Source organism: Curtobacterium sp. MCBD17_040 (genome assembly GCF_003234805.2).
In the GTDB taxonomy this organism is placed as follows: Bacteria; Actinomycetota; Actinomycetes; order Actinomycetales; family Microbacteriaceae; genus Curtobacterium.
In genome coordinates, this window is the sequence record NZ_CP126273.1 from 905,603 (window position 1) to 928,787 (window position 23,185).

At 72.4% G+C, this 23,185-nt stretch carries 21 protein-coding genes; 12 read left to right on the forward strand and 9 right to left on the reverse strand.

Going from position 1 to position 23,185, the window contains the following annotated elements:
• Window positions 1–75: 75 nt before the first annotated feature.
• Window positions 76–2,214, reverse strand: coding sequence for a S9 family peptidase (locus DEI94_RS04395; protein ID WP_111026906.1), 2,139 nt, complete (start codon window positions 2,212–2,214; stop codon window positions 76–78).
• Between the two features lie 100 nt (window positions 2,215–2,314).
• Here DEI94_RS04395 and DEI94_RS04400 point away from each other — a divergent pair, with 100 nt between their 5' ends.
• A complete protein-coding gene (locus DEI94_RS04400; RefSeq protein ID WP_111011070.1) occupies window positions 2,315–3,523 on the forward strand; it encodes an amidohydrolase in 1,209 nt (402 codons plus the stop codon).
• Between the two features lie 106 nt (window positions 3,524–3,629).
• On the opposite strand, the gene DEI94_RS04405 is transcribed toward DEI94_RS04400, so the two are convergent.
• Together DEI94_RS04405 and DEI94_RS04410 are read right to left on the reverse strand one after the other, a co-directional pair.
• Window positions 3,630–4,520: an aminodeoxychorismate lyase gene (locus DEI94_RS04405; protein WP_111026905.1), complete on the reverse strand. Its 891-nt coding sequence runs from the start codon at window positions 4,518–4,520 to the stop codon at window positions 3,630–3,632.
• A 73-nt stretch (window positions 4,521–4,593) separates the two neighbouring features.
• Window positions 4,594–4,944: a tryptophan synthase subunit alpha gene (locus DEI94_RS04410; RefSeq protein WP_111026904.1), complete on the reverse strand. Its 351-nt coding sequence runs from the start codon at window positions 4,942–4,944 to the stop codon at window positions 4,594–4,596.
• Window positions 4,945–5,041: 97 nt separating this feature from the next.
• On the opposite strand from DEI94_RS04410, the gene DEI94_RS04415 reads away from it, so the two are divergent.
• Window positions 5,042–5,560, forward strand: coding sequence for an 8-oxo-dGTP diphosphatase (locus tag DEI94_RS04415; RefSeq protein WP_181434915.1), 519 nt, complete (start codon window positions 5,042–5,044; stop codon window positions 5,558–5,560).
• Here the strand turns inward: DEI94_RS04415 and DEI94_RS04420 are convergent.
• Together DEI94_RS04420 and DEI94_RS04425 are read right to left on the reverse strand one after the other, a co-directional pair.
• A complete protein-coding gene (locus tag DEI94_RS04420) occupies window positions 5,526–6,833 on the reverse strand; it encodes an ABC transporter permease (RefSeq protein WP_146249499.1) in 1,308 nt (435 codons plus the stop codon). The two genes, DEI94_RS04415 and DEI94_RS04420, sit on opposite strands and share 35 nt — an antisense overlap.
• A 234-nt stretch (window positions 6,834–7,067) precedes the next feature.
• Complete coding sequence (locus DEI94_RS04425) at window positions 7,068–8,756, reverse strand: cation:proton antiporter (protein ID WP_111026902.1); 1,689 nt, start codon at window positions 8,754–8,756, stop codon at window positions 7,068–7,070.
• A gap of 178 nt (window positions 8,757–8,934) precedes the next feature.
• Between DEI94_RS04425 and DEI94_RS04430 the strand changes: the two genes are divergently transcribed.
• Both DEI94_RS04430 and DEI94_RS04435 read left to right on the forward strand, forming a co-directional pair.
• The gene (locus tag DEI94_RS04430) at window positions 8,935–10,191 is read left to right on the forward strand and encodes an inorganic phosphate transporter (RefSeq protein ID WP_111011075.1); all 1,257 of its coding nucleotides are present in this window, start codon (window positions 8,935–8,937) and stop codon (window positions 10,189–10,191) included.
• Entirely contained in the window at window positions 10,188–10,403 is a 216-nt protein-coding gene (locus tag DEI94_RS04435; RefSeq protein WP_111011076.1) for a hypothetical protein, read from the forward strand. The genes DEI94_RS04430 and DEI94_RS04435 overlap by 4 nt, the downstream gene beginning before the upstream one ends.
• 57 nt (window positions 10,404–10,460) lie before the next feature.
• Here DEI94_RS04435 and DEI94_RS04440 read toward each other — a convergent pair whose 3' ends face one another.
• Together DEI94_RS04440 and DEI94_RS04445 are read right to left on the reverse strand one after the other, a co-directional pair.
• Window positions 10,461–11,555, reverse strand: a complete 1,095-nt coding sequence (locus DEI94_RS04440) for a YihY/virulence factor BrkB family protein (protein WP_146244097.1) — start codon at window positions 11,553–11,555, stop codon at window positions 10,461–10,463.
• Window positions 11,556–11,565: 10 nt separating this feature from the next.
• The gene (locus tag DEI94_RS04445) at window positions 11,566–12,957 is read right to left on the reverse strand and encodes an MFS transporter (RefSeq protein ID WP_349815163.1); all 1,392 of its coding nucleotides are present in this window, start codon (window positions 12,955–12,957) and stop codon (window positions 11,566–11,568) included.
• 91 nt (window positions 12,958–13,048) lie between these two features.
• Between DEI94_RS04445 and DEI94_RS04450 the strand changes: the two genes are divergently transcribed.
• From DEI94_RS04450 to DEI94_RS04460, 3 genes are all read left to right on the forward strand, one after another.
• Window positions 13,049–13,420 carry an FKBP-type peptidyl-prolyl cis-trans isomerase gene (locus DEI94_RS04450; RefSeq protein ID WP_111014023.1) on the forward strand — a complete coding sequence of 124 codons (372 nt, stop codon included), beginning with the start codon at window positions 13,049–13,051 and terminating at the stop codon, window positions 13,418–13,420.
• Window positions 13,420–14,256, forward strand: a complete 837-nt coding sequence (locus tag DEI94_RS04455; RefSeq protein ID WP_111014022.1) for an aldo/keto reductase — start codon at window positions 13,420–13,422, stop codon at window positions 14,254–14,256. The genes DEI94_RS04450 and DEI94_RS04455 overlap by 1 nt, the downstream gene beginning before the upstream one ends.
• Window positions 14,257–14,364: 108 nt before the next feature.
• Window positions 14,365–16,656, forward strand: a complete 2,292-nt coding sequence (locus tag DEI94_RS04460) for a HelD family protein (RefSeq protein ID WP_111026901.1) — start codon at window positions 14,365–14,367, stop codon at window positions 16,654–16,656.
• 12 nt (window positions 16,657–16,668) lie between these two features.
• On the opposite strand, the gene DEI94_RS04465 is transcribed toward DEI94_RS04460, so the two are convergent.
• Window positions 16,669–17,769 (reverse strand): glycoside hydrolase family 6 protein, encoded by a 1,101-nt coding sequence (locus DEI94_RS04465; RefSeq protein ID WP_181436111.1) that lies wholly within the window; start codon window positions 17,767–17,769, stop codon window positions 16,669–16,671.
• A gap of 161 nt (window positions 17,770–17,930) precedes the next feature.
• Here DEI94_RS04465 and DEI94_RS04470 point away from each other — a divergent pair, with 161 nt between their 5' ends.
• The 5 genes from DEI94_RS04470 (at window position 17,931) to DEI94_RS04490 (ending at window position 21,774) form a co-directional block, all read left to right on the forward strand.
• Window positions 17,931–18,371 carry a VanZ family protein gene (locus tag DEI94_RS04470; RefSeq protein ID WP_111011091.1) on the forward strand — a complete coding sequence of 147 codons (441 nt, stop codon included), beginning with the start codon at window positions 17,931–17,933 and terminating at the stop codon, window positions 18,369–18,371.
• A 157-nt stretch (window positions 18,372–18,528) separates the two neighbouring features.
• Window positions 18,529–19,356, forward strand: coding sequence for a nuclease-related domain-containing protein (locus DEI94_RS04475; protein ID WP_111026899.1), 828 nt, complete (start codon window positions 18,529–18,531; stop codon window positions 19,354–19,356).
• Window positions 19,357–19,543: 187 nt separating this feature from the next.
• Window positions 19,544–19,813 carry a 30S ribosomal protein S15 gene (gene rpsO / locus DEI94_RS04480; RefSeq protein WP_111011093.1) on the forward strand — a complete coding sequence of 90 codons (270 nt, stop codon included), beginning with the start codon at window positions 19,544–19,546 and terminating at the stop codon, window positions 19,811–19,813.
• Between the two features lie 225 nt (window positions 19,814–20,038).
• Window positions 20,039–21,151 (forward strand): LLM class flavin-dependent oxidoreductase, encoded by a 1,113-nt coding sequence (locus DEI94_RS04485; protein WP_111011094.1) that lies wholly within the window; start codon window positions 20,039–20,041, stop codon window positions 21,149–21,151.
• The gene (locus DEI94_RS04490) at window positions 21,148–21,774 is read left to right on the forward strand and encodes a CE1759 family FMN reductase (RefSeq protein WP_111026898.1); all 627 of its coding nucleotides are present in this window, start codon (window positions 21,148–21,150) and stop codon (window positions 21,772–21,774) included. Before DEI94_RS04485 ends, DEI94_RS04490 begins: the two co-directional genes overlap by 4 nt.
• Before the next feature lie 25 nt (window positions 21,775–21,799).
• On the opposite strand, the gene DEI94_RS04495 is transcribed toward DEI94_RS04490, so the two are convergent.
• On the reverse strand, window positions 21,800–23,020 hold the full coding sequence (locus tag DEI94_RS04495; RefSeq protein ID WP_258370222.1) for a coiled-coil domain-containing protein: 1,221 nt from the start codon (window positions 23,018–23,020) through the stop codon (window positions 21,800–21,802).
• Window positions 23,021–23,185 lie beyond the last annotated feature (165 nt).

Below are 23,185 nucleotides of genomic sequence, written 5' to 3' on the forward strand. Positions count from 1 at the left end.
AGATCGCAGTCGTTGCCGCTCAGGACGCTCCCGGAACGGCAACGACTGCGATCTCGCGGGTCGGGGATCGCGCCGTCAGGACCGCGGTCCGGCCTCGGCCAGACCGAGCACGTCGAGCAGCCACGCCAGCTCGAAGGCCCGCTCGCGCCAGGAGTCGTAGCGCCCGCTCACCCCGCCGTGTCCCGCCGCCATCTCGGTCTTGAGCAGCACCGGCGCACCGACCTCGCGCAGGCGCGCCGTCCACTTGGCGGGCTCGACGTACAGCACCCGGGTGTCGTTGATCGACGTGACCGCCAGGATCCGCGGGTAGGTGACGTCGTCGCGGACGTTCTCGTACGGCGTGTACTCGCTCATGTACCGGTAGACCTCGGGGTCGTGCAGGGGATCGCCCCACTCGTCCCACTCGATCACCGTGAGCGGCAGGTCCGGGTCGAGGATGCTCGTCAGCGCGTCGACGAACGGCACCGCCGCCAGGATCCCCGTGAACCGGTCCGGTGCGATGTTCGCGACGGCGCCCATGAGCAGCCCGCCGGCGCTGCCGCCTTCGGCGACGATGCGGTCCGGCGTGGTGCGGCCGGTCGCGATCAGGTGGTCGGCGACCGCCACGAAGTCGGTGAACGTGTTCTTCTTGGTCAGGGTCTTGCCCTGCTCGTACCAGTGCCGGCCCATCTCGCCGCCCCCGCGGACGTGCGCGACCGCGAACACGACGCCGCGGTCGAGCAGCGACAGCCGCATGACGCTGAAACCGGGGTCGATGCTGTGCTCGTACGAGCCGTAGCCGTACAGGTGGACGGGAGCGGGCCTCCCGGCCGGCACCGCGTCGCGGCGCCACACGAGCGAGACGGGCACGCGCGTGCCGTCCGGTGCCGTCGCCCACTGGCGTTCCTGCACGTAGTCCTCGGAGCGGTAGCCGCCGAGCACCGGCTGGCGCTTCCGCACCGTGATCGCGCCCGACGCGAGGTCGAGGTCGCCGACCGTCGACGGGGTCACGAACGACGTGAACGTCAGGCGCAGGGTGGGCTGGTCCCACTCGGGGTTGCCGCCGAAGCCCGCCGAGAACAGCTCCTCGTCGAACGGGACCTCGTGCGCGTCGCCGTACCCGTCGCCCTCGATCGGCACGATCGCGACGCGGGGGAGCGCCTCGGACCGGTACTCGACCGCGAGGTGGTGGGCGAACGCGTCCACCGACTCGATGCGGCGCTCCGGGTCGTGCGCGATGACCACGCGGCGGTCGCTCGTCGACGTCGGGTCGTCCGCGGGCACGTCGACGAGCTCGAAGTTCTCGGCGCCGTCGTTGTGCAGGACGAGCAGCCGGTCACTCCCGCCGACGACCGCGTGCTCGACGTCGTACTCGACGCCCTCGCGACGCGGCCAGACGACGTGGAACTCGCCCGTCGGGTCCGCCGCGTCGAGCAGGTGGACCTCGGACGTGATCTTCGACCCGAGCTCGATCACGATGTACTGCGACGACCGGGTGACGCCGACGCCGACCCAGTAGCGGTCGTCGGGCTCCTGGAACACGGCGACGTCCTCGCCGGTCCCGCCGACCTCGTGCCGCCAGATGGTGTCCGGACGCCACGACTCGTCGACGGTGGGGTAGAACACGTACCGGCCCGACGGGTCGAACACGGCACCGGCCCCCGTGCCCTCGATGACGTCCGGCAGGTCCGCACCGCTCGTGAGGTCGCGCACGTGCAGCGTGTACCGCTCGTCGCCGGCCGTGTCGATGCCGTAGACCAGGCGCTCGCCGTCGTCGCTGACGTCGTACGTGCCGAGCGCGAAGAAGTCGTGCCCCGCGGCGAGCAGGTTGCCGTCGAGCACCACCTGCTCGCCCGGCACCTCGGCGCCCGCCTCGACCTCGGGCGGGGTCCAGTCGTCCTCGTCGGTGATCGGCGCGCGGCAGTGGACGCCGTACTGGCTGCCCTCGCTCGTGCGCGTGAAGTACCAGAACCGGCCCATCCGCACCGGCACGCTGAGGTCGGTCTCCTGCACCCGGGCACGGATCTCGTCGAACAGCCGGTCGCGCAGCGGGGCGAGGTGCGCGGTCGCCGCGTCGGTGTACGCGTTCTCGGCTTCGAGGTACGCGAGCGTCTCCGGGGACTCCTTGTCACGGAGCCACTCGTAGTCGTCCACGAACCGGACCCCGTGGTGGGTCCGGGTGACCGGGTGCTTCGCGGCGATGGGAGGGGTGGTCGAGGACGCGTCGGAGCTCACCGGCCCAGCCTAGGACGCGCTCCGGCGGTGCACCTGGACGGTCCGGGAGGCCCGGTGCTGGTGACCGAGATCGCATCCGCCGGTCGGTAGCGTGGCCCGCATGAGCAAACGATCCTTCGTCATCACCGGTGCCCACGTCGTCCCCGTCGTCGGGGACGAGTTCGACGGCGGTGCTGTCGTCGTCGAGGACGGACGCATCACCGCGGCGGGCCCGGACGTCGCCGTGCCCGAGGGGCTACCGGTCGTCGACGCGGCGGGCACGTGGCTCGTGCCGGGCTTCGTCGAGGCGCACGGCCACGTCGGCATCCACGAGGAGGCCAACGGCGTCGCGGGCAACGACACGAACGAGATGACCGGCCCGAACATGGCCGCCGTCCGCGCGATCGACGCGATCGACATCGACGACGAGGGCTTCCGGGACGCGCTGTCCGGCGGCGTCACCGCGATCGTGGTCAAGCCCGGCTCGGGCAACCCCATCGGTGGCCAGACCGTCGCGATCAAGAGCTGGGGCGGCCGGACGATCGACGAGCAGCTCATCTCGGACAGTGTCAGCGTCAAGAGCGCGCTCGGCGAGAACCCGAAGCGCGTCTACGGGGCGAAGGACCAGACACCGTCGACCCGCCTCGGGGTCGCGAAGGTGATCCGCGAGGCCTTCGTCGCCGCCGACCACTACCGCACCGCCCGTGCGGCCGCCGCGGGGAAGGGCGAGCCGTTCGAACGCGACCTCACCAAGGAGACCCTCGCGCGCGTCCTCGACGGGGAGCTCGCCTGGGACCAGCACACGCACCGCCACGACGACATCGCCACCGCGATCCGCCTGTCCGAGGAGTTCGGTTACCGGCTCGTCGTCAACCACGGCACCGAGGGGCACAAGCTCGCGGGTCTCCTCGCCGAGAAGGACATCCCCGTCGTGTACGGCCCGCTGTTCACGAGTCGCTCGAAGGTGGAGCTCCGGGACCGCGCGATCACGAACCTCGCCGAGATCGCGGCGGCCGGGGTCCGGGTCGCGATCACGACGGACGCGCCCGTCGTGCCGATCAACATGCTCGTGCTGCAGGCGACGATGGCGGTCAAGGAGGGCCTGCCCCGGCAGACGGCGCTCGAGGCGCTGACGACGAACCCGGCGACGTTCCTCGGCTTCGGCGACCGCGTCGGTCAGATCACACCCGGCTACGACGCCGACCTCGTGCTCTGGTCGGGCGACCCGCTCGACGCGACCTCGCGGGCGCTCCGCGTCTTCATCGACGGCGCCGAGGTCTACACGTGGGACGCGGAGGCGCACCGCGGGGTGACCGTGCCGCGGTTCTGACCCCCGACCGCCCGCCGCGGCGCCGGTCGGGAGGCCCGGATCGCGACCGCCGTGCCGGGCGCGGCTCGGGCCTCCCGGCCGTCCGCCGGGTCACGGCGTCCGGCGCCTACGCGGTGCGGTCGAGCAGGAACGTGTTCATCGCGGCGGTGAGCTCGAGGTCCATGTCGCGCACGTCGCCGTTGACGGAACGGATCGGGGCAGCGAGCCGGGAGCTCGACACGAGCCACAGTGCGTCGGCGGCACGGAGGTCGTCGAGCGTCACGAGCTCGTACGAGGTCGCGATCCCGCGGTCCTCGGCGAAGGTGAAGACGTCCGCCTGCGTCGTCCCCGCGAGGATGCCGATGTCGGTCCGGGGCGTGACGAGGTCGTCGCCGCGTCGGAGCAGGAGCGTCGAGCGCGGGCCCTCGAGGACGTAGCCGTCGGTCGAGACGAACAGGGCGTCGTCGGCCCCGCGGCGAGCCGCCTCACGCAGGGCGGCCATGTTCACGGCGTACGACAGGGTCTTGGCGCCCTGGAGCAGCCAGGGACTCGTGCGGGCGACGTCGTGGCGGTACCCGCGGTCGAGCGTGACGACGGCGATGCCCTGCTCGCGGGGCATCGTGTACTCCTCGGCCGGGGCCGCGTACACGTAGCCCGTCGGTCGGCCGTCGCCCTCGACGCCGCGGGACATCACGGTCTTGCAGTAGGCCTCGCGGACCGGATCGAGTTCCGCGACGACGGCCTCGACCGCGCGGCGCCAGACGTCGAGGTCGGGTGCGGGCAGGTCGAGCATCGCGGCCGAGCGGGCGAGACGGTCGAGGTGTGCCTCGAGTGCCTGCGGTCGACCGTCCGTGACGTTCAGGGTCTCGAACACGCCGTCACCGCGGACCAAGCCGAGGTCGAGCACCTGGACGTGCGGCTCGATCGGACCCTCGAAGGTGAACGCGTCGGCGCCGGGGTCGTGCGCCTCGGCGTGCTGGGAGGGACGGTTCAGGATCGCGAGGACGGTTTCGATCATGCGGTCAGTCAAGCGCATCCGCTGCCGGTCCCCGGGCCTGGTCCCCGGGTGTCCGCGGATGCGTCGGACCGGGTCAGCGGCTCTCGGGGATCGCACCCATGAGCTTCCAGACCGCGCTCGACAGCTCCGGGTGCGCGAGCGCGATGCGCCGGAGGCGGTGGTACTCCTCGCCGTGCACCGTACCCGACCCCGACGACGGGTGCTGGGTGCGTCCGCCGGCACGGTGCTCGATGCGGGAGTCGACCTCGATGGCCTCGGCGCGGAGGATGAGCACGACCTGCTCGTCGACCGTCGGGATCAGGTGCATGAACTCCCACGGGTCGTCACCCTGGCGACAGCGGTGTTCGACGATGACGGCGATCTCCTCCGCCGCCTCGGCACGGAGCACCTCGAGGCTCCGCCCCGCGTTCCGGGACTCAGCCACGGTGTGCCCGTACCTGCGCTGCCATGGAGCGAGCCTACGCCACGCCTTCGGGGACATCGACGCCGCGCTCCCCGGCGTGCTCGGGCAGACTCGGAGCGTGCCGCACGTCGCGTCGAAGGACCAGCACCCGCGGGTGTGTGTCGTCTACCTGCTCCGATCCGGGCCCGCCGGGGTCGAGGTCCTGCTCGGACGGAAGCGGCGGGGGCTCGGGGTCGGACGGCTCGTCGGCCCCGGCGGCAAGCTCGAGCCCGGCGAGGACGCCCGCTCGGCCGCGGTGCGTGAGGTCGCGGAGGAGGTCGGGCTCGAGGTCCGTGCCGAGGACCTCGAGCCGCGGGGGACGCTCGACTACCGCTTCCCGTTCCGGCCGTCGTGGAGTCAGGTCTCGGACGTGTTCGTCGCCGAGCGGTGGGACGGCGAGCCGCGCGGTGGCGACGAGCTCGAACCGGGCTGGGTCCCCGTCGACGCCGTGCCCTACGACGCCATGTGGGACGACGCCCGCTACTGGCTGCCGGGGGTCCTGCGCGGTGGGAGCGTCCGTGCGCGGTTCACCTTCGGCGAGGACTGTGCCACCGTGTCCGGGTTCACCGGGTCCGGCGTCCGTGCGGCGGTCGACTGATCGCGACGGCGCCGGTGCGGGGTGCGGCGGTGCCCTCGAGGCCCTCGAGCCCGCCCGTGAAGACGTCGCCCGTCATCCGGGCGTCCTGGAACCCCGCGTCGTGGTGGTCGTCACCGTCGCCTCGGCCGGGGCGGATGGTGCTCAGCGTGCCCGTCTCGGTCGACTGGAGTCCGTGCCGCGCGAGTTCCTCGTCTCGCTGCTGGCCCAGGAAATCGCGGTTCGCGGTCTGCGCGTCCCCGAACATCGTCGTGCGACCGGTGACGATCATCCGGATGCGGCGGCGCTCCCACCACATCTTGCCGACGACCATGAGCACGATCCCGGCCGCGGCGTAGGAGGCCATCGTGACCAGCCCGCGCTCGTACGAGGGTCCGACCCCGTACACCGTGTGCTTGATCATCTCGACCATGCTCGAGCCCACCACGACGTGGTTCAGCCAGGCGAACGGCTCCGGCATGAACCACTTCGGGTAGGCGCCACCCGACGACGGCATCGACAGGAAGACGAAACAGATCATGGCGGGTGCGGCGATGAACCGCCCGGCGAAGTAGCTCAGGCCGTTCACGGTCAGTCCGATGGCGACGATCCAGCCCCAGGCGATGAGCACGAGCGCGGCGAAGTGTCCGTGGATGGCGCCGACGACCGGGCCGGCCAGGGTGTTCGTGATGAGGGAGATGACGATCCCGCCCACCACGATGACCGCGACGCGCGTGCGGTGGCGCAGCGGGCCGCCCATGATGCCGATGAACATCGCCACCATGTACCCGCCGATGCACCACGCGAGCATGACGTACATGGCGACGGTGCCGTACTCGTCCCAGCGTGGCAACGGGGCGAGTTCGGTGATCGTCGGGGCCGGACCCCCACCGGCCGTGATCACCGACGACAGGGTCGCGGGGACGAGGCTCGCCACCTGGAACTGGTGCGCGCTCGCCTTGAACACCGTGTTCGACGACGGGTCGTAGGCGATCGCCATGAGTCCGCTCACCACGTCGTGCTTCGCGCGGGTGAGCGAGTCGACCGTGTGGAACACGTACTCGCCGGGCAGGGCCTTGTGCACGGCCGCGACGAGTGCCGGGTCCGACCCGACCAGCGCGATCGGGACGTCGTGCGGATGGGGTGCGTGGAACGCCGCGATGTAGCACAGGCAGAACCCGACGATGAAGAACAGGGGCATCCAGAGCTGCAGGCCGATGAGTTGCAGCGAGGGGTGGAGGGTTCCGTACCAGCGGCGGTAGCGACTGATGTGCTGGGGCTCGGGCGCACGGGTCACGGTCCGTCCCCGCCCGGCGATGCGGGTACCCCGACGCGGCGACGATCCCCGGGTCGCCGGCCTCGTGGTGCGGGCCGTCGGTGTGCTGCGGTGCACTCCGGCGCGGTCCGGGACGTCGTTGTTGCGCGGTGTGCTCACGCGGGCTGGGCCACCTCTCTGGGCTTCGGACGAAGGCTTCCAGGGTACGCCGCCGCCGCTTCGAGCCCACATGGCCGGGAGGTGCGGGCCGCGCGGTCAGGACCGGCTGCGGCCCGCCTGGGACGAGTCCATCGCGAGCTCCTCGGCGTCCAGGCTGATGAGGACGCGGCGCATGACCTCTTCGTCCAGGGCGCCGTGCTCGCGCTCGCGCAGCACGACCTCGCGCCGGCGGGCGAGGAGCTCGCGCCGGACCGCCTGGACCTCGGCGGCGGTGAGCCGGGACGGGGCCTCGCGGGCGTCGAGGCGCTCGTCCTCGGCGTCGTGCTGGAAGTCCTCGGCCTGCCGCTCCAAGCGCCGCCGCAGCCGGCCCACGGTCGCGTCCACGGCCTCCCGTCCGTACCGCTCCGCCCAGACGTCCTGCCGCTCGCGGATCAGGTCGATCGCCGCCTCGGTCGTGCGGTGGGACAACAGGAGCTCGGCCGCGGTGTCGCGCTCGTGCTCGCCCGGGTCGTGGACGTGCAGACGGCGGATGACGATCGGCAGGGTGAGCCCCTGCAGCAGGAGGGTCCCCACGGTGACGACGAACGCGATGAGGAAGATGGTGTCCTGCGCGGGGATGTGCGTCGGCGAGGACACGACGGCGACGGCGGCGGCCAGGGTGACCACGCCGCGCATCCCCGTCCACGAGATCACCGTGAGCTCCTGCCAGGTCATCCGTGGTTCGGCCGCGCCGCGGAGCCATCGGAGGCGCGGCCTGCCCCGGGTCGCGCGGACGACGAGCGGTCGGAGCCAGCGCCCGTTCAGGCGTCGCCGCCAGTACGACAGGAACACGAACGCGGGACGGACGAGCACGACGACGCCGAGCACCACGAAGGCCACCCCGACGCTCTCGAGCAGGCTGCGGTGGCTGGCGAGCGTCTCGCGCACGACCGTGTTGAGCTGCAGCCCGATGAGCGCGAACACGAAGCCCTCGAGGATGACGTCGGCGCTCGTCCACAGTGGGCGCTCCTGGAGACGGGTCTCGTAGCCCTCCTTCGGCGAGTTGTACCCGATGTACAGGCCGGCCGTGACGACCGCGATCACGCCCGAGCCGCCGAGTTCCTCGGCGAGGACGTAGGCCACGAACGGGAGCAGGATGCTCATGATGGTCGCGATCACCGGGTCGCCCAGCCGCATCCGGAGCCAGTGCACGAGCACGCCGAGGACCCCGCCGACCAGGAGTCCCACGACGATCGCCAGGGCGAAGATCCCGGCGTCCTCCCACAGGGTCAGCGACTCGCCCGCGATGATGAGCGTGAAGACGCGGACGAGGGTCAGGGACGCCGCGTCGTTGATGAGGCTCTCGCCCGACAGCACGGTCATCACGCGGCGGGGGAGCCCGAGCTTCCGGCCGATCGCCGCGGCCGACACGGCGTCGGGCGGGGCGACGATCGCGCCGACGAGGATCGCGGCGGGCAGGGTCATGTCCGGTACGAGCAGGTAGGCGACGGCGCCGACGACGATCGCGGTCACGATCACGAGCACGATCCCGAGCCGACGGATCTGCCGGAGCGACTGCCGGAAGCTCTGCCACGTCACGTCGAGCGCCGCGGAGTACAGCAGCGGCGGCAGCACCACGGTGAGGATGACGTCGGAGTCGATCTCGATGTGCGGCAGCCCGGGGACGAACGAGGCGGCGAGCGCGGCGGCGGTGACGAGGAGCGGCGCGGGCAGGCCCTTGGCGCGGGCGAACGCGGTGAGCGCGAGGGACACCACGAGGACCACGAGCAGTTCGGCGATGTCCATCGGGCGGGAGTCCTCTCGTCGTCGGCCTGTCCATCTTCTCAGAGACCGCCTGGTGCGGGCTGGACGGGCCCTGAGCGCGACGACAGCGGACGAGGACGGGCGGTGCTCGCCCAAGGGGTGGACGGGGGATGGACATCAGGTTGCCCCGCGGTGCCCGGAACTGGGAGACTCGTCGGCGGTGGATCTCACACTCATAGTCGTCCTGGTCATCGCGTTGGCCCTCTTCTTCGACTTCACGAACGGTTTTCACGACACCGCCAACGCGATGGCGACCCCGATCGCGACCGGCGCGATGAAGCCGACGGTCGCGGTGTCCGTCGCGGCGGTGCTCAACCTCGTCGGGGCGTTCCTCAGCACCGAGGTGGCGACATCGATCTCGCACGGCCTCATCAACGAGGGGCCGGGTGGCGTCGCGATCACCCCGGCGATGATCTTCGCGGGGCTCATCGGTGCCGTGACCTGGAACATGATCACCTGGCTCCGCGGCCTGCCGTCCTCGTCCAGCCACGCGCTGTTCGGTGGCCTCATCGGCGCGGCCATCGTCGGCGCGGGCTTCGGCTCGGTGAACTACGCCTCGCTCCTCACGGTGGTGATCATCCCGGCCGTGCTCTCGCCGGTCATCGCATCGGTGGTCGCGTTCCTGGCGACCCGCATCGCCTACGCGGTCACGCGGCGCAAGGGCGCGCCGAACGAACGCGGCGGCTTCCGCATCGGTCAGATCTTCACCTCGTCCATGGTGTCGCTCGCCCACGGCACGAACGACGCCCAGAAGACCATGGGCGTCATCACGCTCACGCTCATCGCGGGCGGGTTCCAGCGCAGCGGGTCGGGCCCGGAGCTCTGGGTGATCGTGGCCTGCGCCATGGCGATCGCGCTCGGCACGTACACGGGCGGTTGGCGCATCATCCGGACGCTCGGCAGCGGGCTCACGGACATCCGCGCGACGCAGGGCTTCGCCGCCGAGGCCTCGACCGCCGCGACGATCCTCGCGTCGAGCCACGTGGGCTTCGCCCTGTCGACGACGCAGGTGTCGTCGGGATCGATCATCGGTGCGGGACTCGGTCGCCGCGGGTCGAAGATCCAGTGGTCGACGGCGGGCAAGATCGTCATCGCGTGGTTCATCACGTTGCCCGCCTCGGCAGCCGTGGGCGCGGTCGCGTCGGCGATCGCCCGAATCGGCACGGCCGGGCTCGTCGTCGACGCCGTGCTCGGGGCCGTGATCATCGCCGGGCTGTTCCTGTGGTCGCGGCGGAACCCGGTCGAGCAGGCCGCAGCGATCGAGGTCGACGTCGCCGCGAACTCGGTCCTCACGCGCAAGCAGCGCCGCGACCTGCAGCGCCGGAAGCGTGCGGAGGAGGTCGCGGCCCGCCGGGTGGCGTTGAGCCGCGAGAAGACCCTGCGCCGGATGGCCGCACGGAGAGGAGGCCGTCGATGATCGACTGGGGAGGCTTCTTGCTCGTCGTGCTCGTCGCGCTGATCTCCGCGTGCTTCGTCACTTCGGTGTACGGGCTCGGACTCCGTCTGTGGGTCACCGGGCGCGACGGCCGCGCGCGGTCGGCGCGCGCGGCGGCGGTGCTGTGCTTCGCGGTCTGCGCGGCCACGGTGCTGTACGGGGTGTACCTGATCGTCCCGCAGTTCCACCAGTAGCCCCGTCGGCCCGGTCACGAGACCGACGGAGCGGGCGCGGGTCGGGCCTCCCGGCCGTCAGTCCGTCGGCAGCGGCCGCTCGTCGGCGCGCACGCGGACCTGGTTCGCGAGGTCGCGCAGACGCTGTTCCTCGCGTTCGGTCTCGGGATCGGGCTCGGGCAGCTCCGCGGCGGCCAGGCGCACCTGCCGCGCGGTCGCGACGTCGTGGTCGTGCCACCGTGCCAGCGCGAAGTTGCGGCGCACGTCGCGGAGGGGGAGGCGGATGGTGGCGTCCGCCTCGACGCCGGCGAACAGCTGCCGCATCCGGATGATCTCCGAGTCGAGCTCGCCCCCGACCACGAGCACGAAGTTCGAGATGTAGAGGTAGACGAGCAGCAGGATCGCGCCACCGAGCCAGCCGTACGCGTGGTTGATGGACCCGATCGTCTTGACGTACACGACGAACCCGAGGGTCGCGAGGGCCCAGGTGCCGATCGCGAACCCGGCTCCGGCCGAGACCCACCGCAGGTGTGGTGCCCGGACGTTCGGCGTCGCGTAGTACAGCACCCCGACCATGACGACGAGGGTCGCGAGGAGGACGGGCCACTTGCCGACGTCCCACAGGCCCTCGAGCCAGGCCGGCCACCCCATCCGGTGCACGACCGTGGCGACCGCCGTCGGGGTGCCGAGCAGGATCGTGATCGCCACGGCGCCCCCGACCATGATGAGCATCGTGACGAGCAGCATCATGCTGCGGAACTTCCAGATCCGTCGCCCCTCCTCGACCTCGTACGCCGTGTTCATCGCGCGCCCGAACGCGGTCGCGTACCCGGACAGCGACCACAGGGTCAGGAGGAGACCGATGGCCAACGCGAGCTCCGGGCTGTCGAGCGCGGTGAGCTGCCGGAGCGGCGTCTCGAGGTGTCGCGCGGTCTCCGGGCGGATGATGGCGCCGAGGATCTGGATGATGTCGGTGATCGTGTCACCGGAGCGGTCGAGGATCGACACGGCCGACACGACGGTCAGGGCCGTGGGGAACGCCGTCAGCGTGGCGAAGAAGGTGAGCGAGGCAGCGGCGTCGACGACCCGGTGCCGGATGACCTGGTGGGTCGTCCGCCGGACGACCGCCCGGAACCCGGTGCGCTTGAGGGCACGCGAGTCGGCGTCCTGCATGCCGCCCACGCTAGCCGTCCGCGGGGCGGAGGGCGTCGTACCGCCGGAACGAGGGAACGAGGCGCAGCAGGAGCGCCACGAGTCCGATGATCACGACGCCGCCGACGATCGGCGGGACCGCGATGCCGACGGCCACGACGAGGCCCGCGTACAGGTCGCCGATCCGGGGACCGCCGGTCACCACGACGACGAAGATGCCCTGCAGTCGGCCGCGCATGCCGTCCGGTGCGGCGGCCTGGAGGATCGTCCCGCGGAACACGCTGCTCACGTTGTCCGCACCACCGGACACCAGGAGCGCCGCGGACGCGAGCACGAGCGCCGGCAGGATCCCGATGCCGAACCCGACGTGGGCACGGCCGCCGAGCGCGTGGGCGGCCGCGATCACGATGCCGAACACGGCGATCGAGGCCCCGTAGACCGTGATCGCCCAACCCACCGCCTCACCCTGGCGTCGGACGTGTCCGAGCGGGCCGGAGAACACGCTCGACACGAGCGCCCCCACGGCGTACGCGGCCGTGAGCACGCCGACCGTGATCGAGCCGCCGCCGATGACGAGCGCCCCGATCGCGGGGAACAGGACGCGGGGTTGGCCGAACGTCATCGCGATGATGTCGAGCACGAACGTCATCGTGATCGTCGGGGAGCGCCGGAGGAACCGTGCACCCTCGACGAGCGACCCGAGCCCCGGGCGCTGTGCGTCGTGCTCCGGCGCCATGCGCGGCAGCGTGATGACCCCCGTGAACGCGAAGCTGAAGAGGACGACGTCGATCGTGTAGGTGGGCGCGTACCCGACGGCGGCCACGAGCACGCCGGCGACGGCGGGCCCCACCGTGACCGCGAATCCCGTCCCGATGCCGCTGAGCGCTCCGGCGGCCGGCAGCAGGTCGGTGCCGATGAGCCGCGGGATGATCGCGGAGCGGGAGGCCCCGATCACCGTCCCGGCGACCGCGTTCACCGTCGCGAGCACGTACAGCAGCGCCACGTTCTCGAGGCCGAGCCAGGCGTGCGTGGCGATGAGGGCGGTGGACACCCAGGCGAGGACCGCGCTCGCGAGGGCGACGGCGCGGCGGTCGAACGCGTCGGCGAGCATGCCGCCGTACAGCCCGGCCGCGATCATCGGCACGAGCGAGATGACCCCGACGAGCGAGACCGCGAACGTCGACCGGGTGATGTCGTACACCTCGAGGCCGACGGCCACGGTCGTCATCTGGGTCCCGATGCCCGCGATCGAGCTCCCGACCCAGAGACGGGCGAACGCGGGGGACCGGCGCAGCGGCGTGAGGTCGGCGAGGAGCGACCGGTGCCGGGTCGGCTCGGTGTCGACGGACGCGGGCGGGGTCGGAGTGGTGGGGGTCTGATCGTGGGGGGAGGCTGGGCCGTCGTCGGCCGGATGTGGAGTCACGGTGGGACCATTCTGCCGTCCCCCGCACCCGGACGCGCCCGGTGGGACCGGCCGTCATGCGGGCGTCACCCTCGTCGTGTTGGATGGCGACATGACTGACCTCAACAGCAAGCCCGAGTTCGACGCCCCGGAGGGCCCCGCCCCCACCGAGCTCGTCATCACCGACATCGTCGAGGGCGACGGCGCGGAGGCCCAGCCCGGATCGACCGTCAAGGTGCACTACGCGGGCGTCGAGTACGACTCCGGCGAGGAGTTCGACAGCTCCTGGAACCGCGGCGAGCCGATCGACTTCCCGCTCGCGGCGCTCGTCCGCGGCTGGCAAGAGGGCATCCCCGGCATGAAGGTCGGCGGCCGTCGCAAGCTCGTCGTGCCGCCGGAGCTCGCCTACGGGCCGGCCGGTGGCGGGCACTTCCTGTCCGGCAAGACCCTGATCTTCGTCATCGACCTCCTCGGCGTGCGCTGATGCCGACCGCGGTCCCCACCGTCGAGCTCAACGACGGCACCGCCTTCCCGCGCCTCGGGCTCGGGACGTACGGGCTGAACGGCGACGAGGGCGTGGCGGCGGTCCGTGCCGGCATCGACGCGGGCTACCGGCTCCTCGACACGGCGCTCAACTACGGCAACGAGGACGCCGTCGGCCGTGCCGTGCGCGAGTGCGGTCTCCCGCGTGAGGACCTCGTCGTCACCTCGAAGCTGCCCGGGCGACACCACGGGTACGACGAGGCGCACCGATCGATCGAGGAGACCCTCGGCAACCTCGGGCTGGACTCGGTCGACCTGTACCTCATCCACTGGCCGAACCCGTCCGTCGACAAGTTCGTCGACACCTGGAAGGCCTTCGTCGACCTCCGGGACAGCGGCGTCGTCCGCTCCATCGGCGTCTCGAACTTCACCGAGGAGCACCTGCAGCGCATCGTCGACGCGACCGGTGTGGCCCCCGCGGTCAACCAGGTCGAGCTGCACCCGTACTTCCCCCAGGGCGCCCTCCGCGCGGTCCACGAGCGCCTCGGGATCGTGACCGAGAGCTGGAGCCCGCTCGCCAAGCAGAGCGAGCTCCTGACCGAACGCGTCGTCACGGACGCCGCGGCGGCGCACGGGGTCACCCCGGGGCAGGTCGTGCTGCGGTGGCACGTGCAGCTCGGCGCCGTGCCGGTGCCGAAGTCGGGCGACCCCGGACGGCAGCGCGAGAACATCGACGTGTTCGCGTTCGAGCTCACCGACGACGAGATGACGGCGATCTCCGGGCTCGAGCGTGGCCGGCTCTGGGGCGGCGACCCCGACTCGCACGAGGAGATGTGAGCCCGCGACGGGGCCGGTCGGACCGGCCCCGTCGCACCTCCACGCCGACACCGCCCACCACGGCGCGCGCGGGGCTACACTTGTCACCCCCGTCCCGAAGGGTGTTGCGTGACCGAGGAGTCAGAAGTCGACCGCGAGCGTCAGTACGTCGACGGCCTGTTCGCACGGCTCGACGAGTTGTCCGCGGACGCCGCCCGGCGGCTGGCCGAGACCCGTCGTGAGTCCGTCGGTGGGAACCACCAGAGCCGCAGCGAACGCGACGCCTTCGCCCGCCTCTACGAGGACACCCTCGCGACGCTCGAGCGCGTCGGCGACCGGCTCGTGTTCGGCCGCCTCGAGGTCGCGGACCCGGAGCAGGACGAGAGCGCCTTCCGCTACATCGGCCGCGTCGGGCTCCGCGACGCCGAGCACCGGCCGCTGCTGCTCGACTGGCGCGTGCCCGGCGCCAGCGCGTTCTACCAGGCGACGGCGGCCCACCCGATGGGCATGCGCGCGCGTCGGCACCTGACGCTGGCCGGTCGCGAGGTCGTCGGCGTCGAGGACGAGGTGTTCGACGCGACGCTCTACGACAGCGAGCGCACCCACCTGCAGGGTGAGGGCGCGCTGCTGGCCGCCGTGAGCGCGGACCGCACGGGCCGGATGACCGACATCGTCGCGACGATCCAGGGCGAGCAGGACCGCATCATCCGGTCCGCCATCGAGGGCGTGCTCGTCGTGCAGGGTGGCCCCGGCACCGGCAAGACCGCCGTCGCACTCCACCGGGCGGCCTACCTGCTGTACTCGCACCGCGAGCGTCTCCGCGGCTCCGGCGTGCTCGTCGTCGGTCCGTCGCCGGCGTTCCTGACGTACATCGAGCAGGTCCTCCCGTCGCTCGGCGAGACGGGCGTCGTCATGGCGTCCCTCGGGTCCCTGTACCCGGGCGTCGAAACCGATCGGCACGACGGCGCGCGGGCCGCCGCGGTCAAGGGGTCGGCCGAGATGGCCGACCTGCTCCGCCGCGCGGTGCGGTCGCGGCAGATCGTGCCGACCGAGACCGTCACGGTCGACATCGAGGGCGAGCGTCTCGTGGTCCCGCCGTCGCTCATCGCCGCGGCGATGCGGAAGGCCCAGGAGCGGGGCAAGCCGCACAACGTCGCGCGGGTGACCTTCAACAAGGCGGCACTCGATGCCCTCACCGGTCTGCTCGCCGAGCAGCTGCGCGAGCGCGGGACCACGGTGGACGAGGCCGACGAGAAGGTCCTCCGCGAGGACGTCCGTTCGTCGTACGACGTGCGGGTGCTGCTGAACGGCGCGTGGATGCCGCTCCCGGCCGAGAAGTTCGTCGAGGACCTCTACGCGCGCCCGAACTGGCTCGCCTCGCTGACCCCGCACTGGTCCGCTGACCGGCGGGCGTTGCTCCGACGCTCGCGCGGTGCCGGGTTCACGGTCGAGGACGTCCCGCTGCTCGACGAGGCCGCCGAGCTCCTCGGCCCGTTCGACCCCTCGGGCGGCGGCGCCCGGCGGCAGGCGAAGGCGGCCCGACAGCGCGACGTCGAGAACGCCCGCATCGCGATCGAGAACATGGGCGTCGAGGGCATCGTGACGGCGGAGCAGGTCGCGGGGTCCTTCGCCGAGGGCGGTGACCCGCGCACCACCGCGGAGCGTGCAGCGGAGGACCGCGAGTGGACCTACGGCCACATCGTGGTGGACGAGGCCCAGGAGCTCTCGCCGATGCAGTGGCGGGTGCTCGCGCGGCGGAACCCGTTGCGGTCCTTCACGATCGTCGGGGACATGGCGCAGGGGTCCTCGCCCGCCGCCGCGCGGAGCTGGGACGACGTGCTCGGTGCCCTCGCCCGCCGTCGTCGAGGCCGGGCTCCCCGCGTGCCGCTCGACCACCGGATCGAGTACCTCACCGTCAACTACCGCACGCCGCGGCAGATCGTCGAAGCCGCCGGTCGGTTCGCTGAGGACGCCGGGCTCGCGGTCACCGCCACCCGTGCCGTCCGTGACGGTGATCCGGTCGAGCACGTCGCGGTGTCCCGCGCCGGCCTCGTCGACGCGGTCGTCGAGCAGGTCCGGGCCGAGCGGCGTCGGATCGGCACGGGCACCATGGGCGTCATCGCGCCCGACGACGCGATCGCGGTGATCCGCGAGCGGCTGGCGGCGACCACGGACGACCTCCGTTCACTCGAGGCGCCACGGCCCGGCGCGGTCACCGTCCTCACCGGTGCCGAGGCCAAGGGGCTCGAGTTCGACGGCGTGGTGCTCGTCGACCCGGACGGTGTCGGCGCCGACGCTGCCCGCGCGGCCGCCGCCGTGTATGTCGCCATGACGCGGCCGACCCGGCGGCTCGTCGTGCTCGACGTCATCGCGACCGACGAGGACGCCGGTGCGGCGGAGGCGGGGGACGTCGCGGCCTGATCTCGCCGGCGGTCAGCCCCGTTTCCGGTGCTCCACGAGGTCGAGCGCGTACTGCTGCCACCACTGCCCCGCGGCCGGTCCACCGTTGCACGTGCCGTCGCTCAGCCCGGGGGTCTTCACCCAGAGCAGGGCGTCGAGTCGGGTGGAGCCGGCGGTGACGTGCGGGGTCTGCCCGAGCCCGGCCCCCGGCGGGTTGCACCAGGTGCCGAGCCACCCCCGGCCGTTGCGGGACACGTCGATGACGAAGTGCGGGTCGCCCCCGATGCGGTCCGCGAGCCGGTCGGCGTACGCGCGCTCCTGGTCGACGCGGTAGAAGTTCGACACGTTCGTCGAGAAGCCCTGGGCCTCGTCGACGCCGGCCTCGCGGAGACGCCGCGCCATGGTGTCCACGGGAACGCGGTCCTCGTTGCCGCCGTCGAGGTACACCGTGAGCCCGGCGTCGACGAGGGTGTGCACGGCCTGCCGGATCACCGGGATGCGACTCGTCCCGATGCGGGGGCAGTTCGAGATCTGGGCGAGGGAGTCCGGTTCGACGAGCACGACGGCGTGCGATCCCCGCATGGCGTCGGCCACGTGCCGCACCCAGGGGCCGTAGGCGGCCGTGCCGAGGCCGCCCTTCGAGTACCCGCCGCAGTCGCGGTCCGGCACGGCGTAGAGCACGAACGTCGGGGTCGCCTGGTGCGTCTGCGCGCTCTCGAGCACCGCGCGGACCGTGCGCACGGTGTCGGCGTTCGACCCCGCGCCCGTGAGCCACGTGGCGATCGGCTGGTCCGCGATCACCGAGAGCGCGTTCGCCGTCGCGACGTCGCCGCGGGTGCGAGCGGCGGACTCGGACCGGGCGGGGTGGTTCACGCTCGTGGGCTGCACGGCGAGTCCGCCGGGGAAGGCCTCAGCCGCGGTCCTGCGGGTCGCGATGACGCGCGTCGGCGTGGGGGTGGCATCGGGGGTCGACATGGAGCCTCCGTTCCGGTCGGCGTGGGGCAGGACGACCGTCAACGCGAGCACGAGCAGCAGCGCCAGCCCCACGGCGACCGCGCCGAGGACGGCCCACTGGCGGCGCCCCGACCGGTGGTGGCCGGCCGGCGGGCGGGGGTCAGGCCGCTCCGTGGGCATGGCGGTCCTCCTCGTCCTCACGGGTCGGTCGGACCAGCCTCGCATCACCGGCCCCGCGGCGGCCACTCGCCGGTCCGCTGTGTGCGATCTGCCAGGCGCGGCGCGGTCGGTGTCCAGCCCGGGCACAGGGGTGCGGCAGGCTGCTGCCCCAGACTGTGCGGATGTTCCGGAGACTGCTGCTGCTCGTCGTCACCGCCGGCTACGCCTGGGTGGTGTGGCGGATGACGCTGACACCCCAGCTGTTCTCCCGCTCCGGCAGTGATGCGGTCGCCCTCGTCCTCCGGCTGGCCCAGCAGCACGCGGCGACGGCGTGGGTCACCTACGACCGCGCGGAGTTCATGGCGAACATCGCGATGTTCGTCCCGGTCGGTGCGATCGCGGCGATGTGGCTGCCCCGGCGGGCGTGGTTCCTCGCGGGCATGCTCGCCGTCGGACTCTCGGTGGGCATCGAGTGGACGCAGCACGTCGCCCTGCCGGGCCGCGTCGCCGATCCGCGCGACGTCCTCTCGAACGGGCTCGGGGGGTTCCTCGGCGCCACGCTCATCGGGTTGGCTCGGTCGGCGGTGCCCGAACGCCGCCGCCGACGCCCGCGCATGGTCTGACGGCCGCGCGTCGCGCGACCGGTGGACCCCGGTCCTCCCGTCCGTCCCCTGGTCCGGCCGTCCGGGGGGCACCCCTTCTGGAGCTGGCACCGGCCGGCCCGGGTCCGACACCCTGGGTGGTGGGCCGTGCAGGACGGCCCGACAGGAGGACCACCGCGTGCCCACCCACGACGTCCCGGGGGCGGTACGACTCGACGACCTCACGGACCGGGTCCCGGGGCAGACGCTCATGGCGGCCTGCGTCGCCGAGCAGGCGGCCGCGCCACCGCGAGGCCGTCTCGCACGCGTCGTCGGCGCGCGCGTGCTCACCGACGCGGCGCGGTCCTGGTACGTCGGCGTGGTGGGGGAGCGCGTGACCGCGCGGCTCCTCGAGGGGCTCGGACCGGAGCACGTCGTACTGCACTCCATCCCGGTGACGGACTCGGGCACGGACATCGACCACCTCGTCGTCGGACCCATGGGTGTCGTCACGGTGCACACGAAGCACCACCGCGACGCTCGCGTGTGGGTCGGCGGCGACACCGTGCTCGTCGCGGGTCAGCGCCGGCCGTACGTGCACGCGGCACGGAGCGATCGGACGCGCGTGCTGCGTGCCCTGGCGGCGCTCACGCTCCCCGTCGCACCGGTGACGAGTCTCGTCGCGGTGGTGCACGCCGCCCGGGTGCAGGTCCGACGCGCGCCGGAGGACGTCCGCGTCGTCGACGCCCGTCACCTCGTCCGGACGCTCCGCCGGCTCCCGACGGTCCTCGGTCAGGACGCGGTGTGGGCGCTCGCCGGGGCCGTGACCTCCACCGAGACGTGGGGCGTGCGGCCCGAGGGTGAGCCCGCCGACGTCGTGGCACGGTTCGCAGCGCTCGGACGGGAGGTGCGGGTCGCCCGCGCTGCGCGTCTCGCGTGGGCGGGTGCCGCGTGTGCGGGCGTCGCGGCCGGCCTCGTCGCGGTCGTCGCGGCCGTCCCCGGCCTCGTCGGGGCACTGTTCAGCTGACTCCGGGGCACGGACGGGGCTCGTCGGGGTCGTCCGGCAACGGGCCGGGGCCGGACGGGGCCCGTCGGGGTCGTCCGGCGACGGGCCGGTGGGGTATCATCGTGAGGTTGCCGTCGAACGGCCGCGGACACAGAGCGCCCACACATCCGGTGTGGTGCACCGCGCAGCAACAGGAAGGGGATCACCCATGGCACTCGAATCGAACGTCAAGAAGGCGATCATCGAAGAGTACGCGACCCACCCGGGCGACACGGGATCCCCCGAGGTCCAGGTGGCCGTGCTCACGCAGCGCATCAAGGACCTCACCGAGCACCTCAAGGAGCACAAGCACGACCACCACTCGCGTCGTGGTCTGCTGCTCCTCGTCGGGCAGCGTCGTCGTCTCCTCGGCTACCTCGCCGACGTCGACATCAACCGCTACCGCTCGCTCATCGAGCGCCTCGGCCTGCGTCGCTAGTCACTGCTCTGTCGGTCACTGCGGTCGACGATCGAAGTGCCTCCGCCAGGCGGGGGATCCGGTCTTGACCGAACGCCCCGTCCCTCCCACCGGAGGGGCGGGGCGTTCTGCGTTCCCGACGGGTGCGGTCGTCTCCCCGCGCGTTCGCACGGAGCGGGAATAGCGTGCACTGCACCGTCGTTCGGCTACCATGTACATGCAAACGCATCGAAAGAGGAGCGCATCGTGCAGTTCGGCATCTTCACCGTGGGTGACGTCACCACCGACCCGACGACCGGCAGGACGCCGACCGAGGCCGAGCGGATCCAGGCGGTCCTGACCATCGCGCAGAAGGCGGAGGAGGTCGGCCTCGACGTCTTCGCCACGGGCGAGCACCACAACCCGCCGTTCGTGCCGTCCTCGCCGACCACCATGCTCGGCTACCTCGCCGCGAAGACCGAGCGGCTGGTCCTCAGCACGAGCACGACACTCATCACGACGAACGACCCGGTGAAGATCGCCGAGGACTTCGCGATGCTCCAACACGTGTCCGGCGGCCGCACCGACCTCATCCTCGGCCGCGGGAACACCGGGCCCGTCTACCCGTGGTTCGGGCAGGACATCCGACAGGGCGTCAACCTCGCCATCGAGCACTACGCACTCCTCCGCCGCCTCTGGACCGAGGACGTCGTCGACTGGCAGGGCCACTTCCGCACGCCGCTGCAGGGTTTCACCGCGACGCCGCGCCCACTCGACGGCGTCGCCCCGTTCGTCTGGCACGGCTCGATCCGCACCCCCGAGATCGCCGAGCAGGCGGCCTACTACGGCGACGGCTTCTTCGCGAACCACATCTTCTGGCCCGCCAGCCACACCGCGAACATGGTCCGGCTCTACCGTGAGCGGTTCGAGCACCACGGACACGGGCCGGCCGCGAACGCGATCGTCGGGCTCGGCGGCCAGGTGTTCATGCGGAAGAACTCGCAGGACGCCGTCGCGGAGTTCCGCCCGTACTTCGACAACGCGCCGGTCTACGGCCACGGCCCGAGCCTCGAGGACTTCACGCGGCAGACCCCGCTCACGGTCGGCAGCCCGCAGGAGGTCATCGACCGGACCCTCGGCTTCCGCGAGTACGTCGGCGACTACCAGCGCCAGCTGTTCCTCATGGACCACGCGGGGCTGCCGCTCACGACCGTGCTCGAGCAGCTCGACATCCTCGGCGAGGAGGTCGTGCCCGTGCTCCGGAAGGAGTTCGAGGCCCGCCGTGCCCCGGGCGTCCCCGACGCCCCGACCCACGCCTCGCTCGTCGCGGCCGCGCAGTCGGCCGCCGTCGCCAGCGACGTCGCGGAGGTGCGCGCATGACCACCATCGCCGTCGTCTCCGCGGGGCTGTCCGAACCGTCGTCGTCGCGCCTCCTGGCCGACCGGCTGGCGGATGCCGCCGTGACCGCCCTCGGTGACCCTGACGACGGGGTGCCGGGAGGCGCGACGCGCGTCGTGCACGTCGACCTGCGCCCGCTCGCGCACGAGATCACCGACGCGATGCTGACGCGCTTCACACCGCCCGCGCTCGGCGCGGCGGTCGCCGAGGTCGTCGAGGCGGACGCCGTCGTGTTCGTCGCGCCGGTGTTCACCGCGGGCATGAGCGGGCTCGCGAAGTCGTTCCTCGACGTCCTCGAGACGGACGCACTCGTCGACATGCCCGTGCTGCTCGGTGCGACCGGTGGCTCCCCGCGGCACTCGCTCACGGTCGAGCACGGGTTCCGACCGGTCTTCAGCTATCTGCGCGCCGCCGTGGCGCCGACCGCGGTGTTCGCGGCCACCGAGGACTGGGGCGACGCCGAGGGCGTGGCGGCACTCGACCGTCGGATCCGCCGGGCGGGGGCCGACCTCGCCCACATGGTCCGGACCTCCCGGCGTCGTGTCCCCGTGACGGAGCCCGACGTCGTCGACTTCGGGAGTCTGCTCGAGGGCCTCGGTCAGTAGGGGGCACGCGGAGGGGGAGAGCCGCTCAGTACCAGTGCGGGTTCTCGCTCATCTCGTGGTTCCACGCGGCGCACGGGCTGCCGTACGCGTCCTTGATGTACGCCAGGCCCCAGTTGATCTGGGTGTCCTGGTTCGTCCGCCAGTCCGCGCCCGCCGTGGCCATCTTCGACGCGGGCAGTGCTTGCGGGATGCCGTAGGCGCCGCTCGAGACGTTGAGGGCGTTCGCCCGCCAGCCCGACTCCTGCGTCCACAGCGACACGAGGCACGAGAACTGGTCGGAACCCCAGCCGTAGGCACCGATCGCGCCTCGCGCGTACGCCTGCGCGCCCGCGGGGTCCGCGCCGACGCCGGACGGATCCGGGTACGACGTCGTGGGCGCGGCCGCCGCGACGGCGGACGTGGCGCGTTGGGCGGCCGCGCGCTCCGCAGCGAGCTGCGCGGCCCGCTTCTGGGCCGCGACCTGGGCGGCCACGGCCTGGCCGATCGCGTACTGCCGCTCGACCTTCGCCGTCGTGTCCTTGAGGGTGGCGAGCTGCGCGTACAGCTCGTCGCTGTGCTGCTGCGTGCTCGACACCGCGGCGTTCGCCGCTGCCTCCGCGGCGTCCGCCGCCGTCGACTTGGTCTCCGCGGCGTCGGCGAGGCGCTGGCGCTCCGCCTCGGCCCGCTGCGCCTGGTCGTGGAGGGACGTGGCCGTGTTCGCCGCCACGCTCGCGTCGCTCATCACACCGGCCCACGTGTCCGACAACTGGTCGAGGGTGCCGAGCTGGTACAGGAGGTCCTGGGGCTTCTTGGAACCGACGATGCGGCTCGTGATCGTGTCGCTGTCGCCCGAGCGGTAGAGGTGCGCGGCGAGCTGCCCCGCCCGGTCCTTAGCGCGCGCCGCGGTCTCGGCGGCGGCCGCTGCCCTGGCGGTCAGGTCGTCGGCCGTCTGGGTCGCCGCCCGGAGGTCGGACTCGGCCGCGGCGGCCTGGGCCGACGCGGTGAGCGCGGCGGCGGACTTCTGCGCGGCCACCGACTGGAGGCCCTTGAGCGCGTCCTGCACCTTCGCGACCTCGGCCTGCGTGGCCGCCTGGTTGCCCTTCGCCGCCTGGACGTCCGCCCACGACGGGTAGGTCGTGGCCTGGGCCGGGAGGGCTCCGACGACCGGCGCGACGAACGCGCACACGGTCAGGGTGAGGCCCGTCACGAGCAGCCGACGGCGCGCACGTCCGGGCGCGGCGGCACGCGTGGGGGAGGAGTGACGCATGGGCCCAGGCTAACGACCCACCGCGTGTTCGCCGCGAGCCATGCCGGAGCGGCGGACCCGGATGCTAGGCTCGAGACCGTCGGTGACGTATCCGTCATCGATCTGGAACCAACCGGAGCAGGCCGGCACGAAGCTGGTCATCGGTGGTGACCTACGGGACCGCCC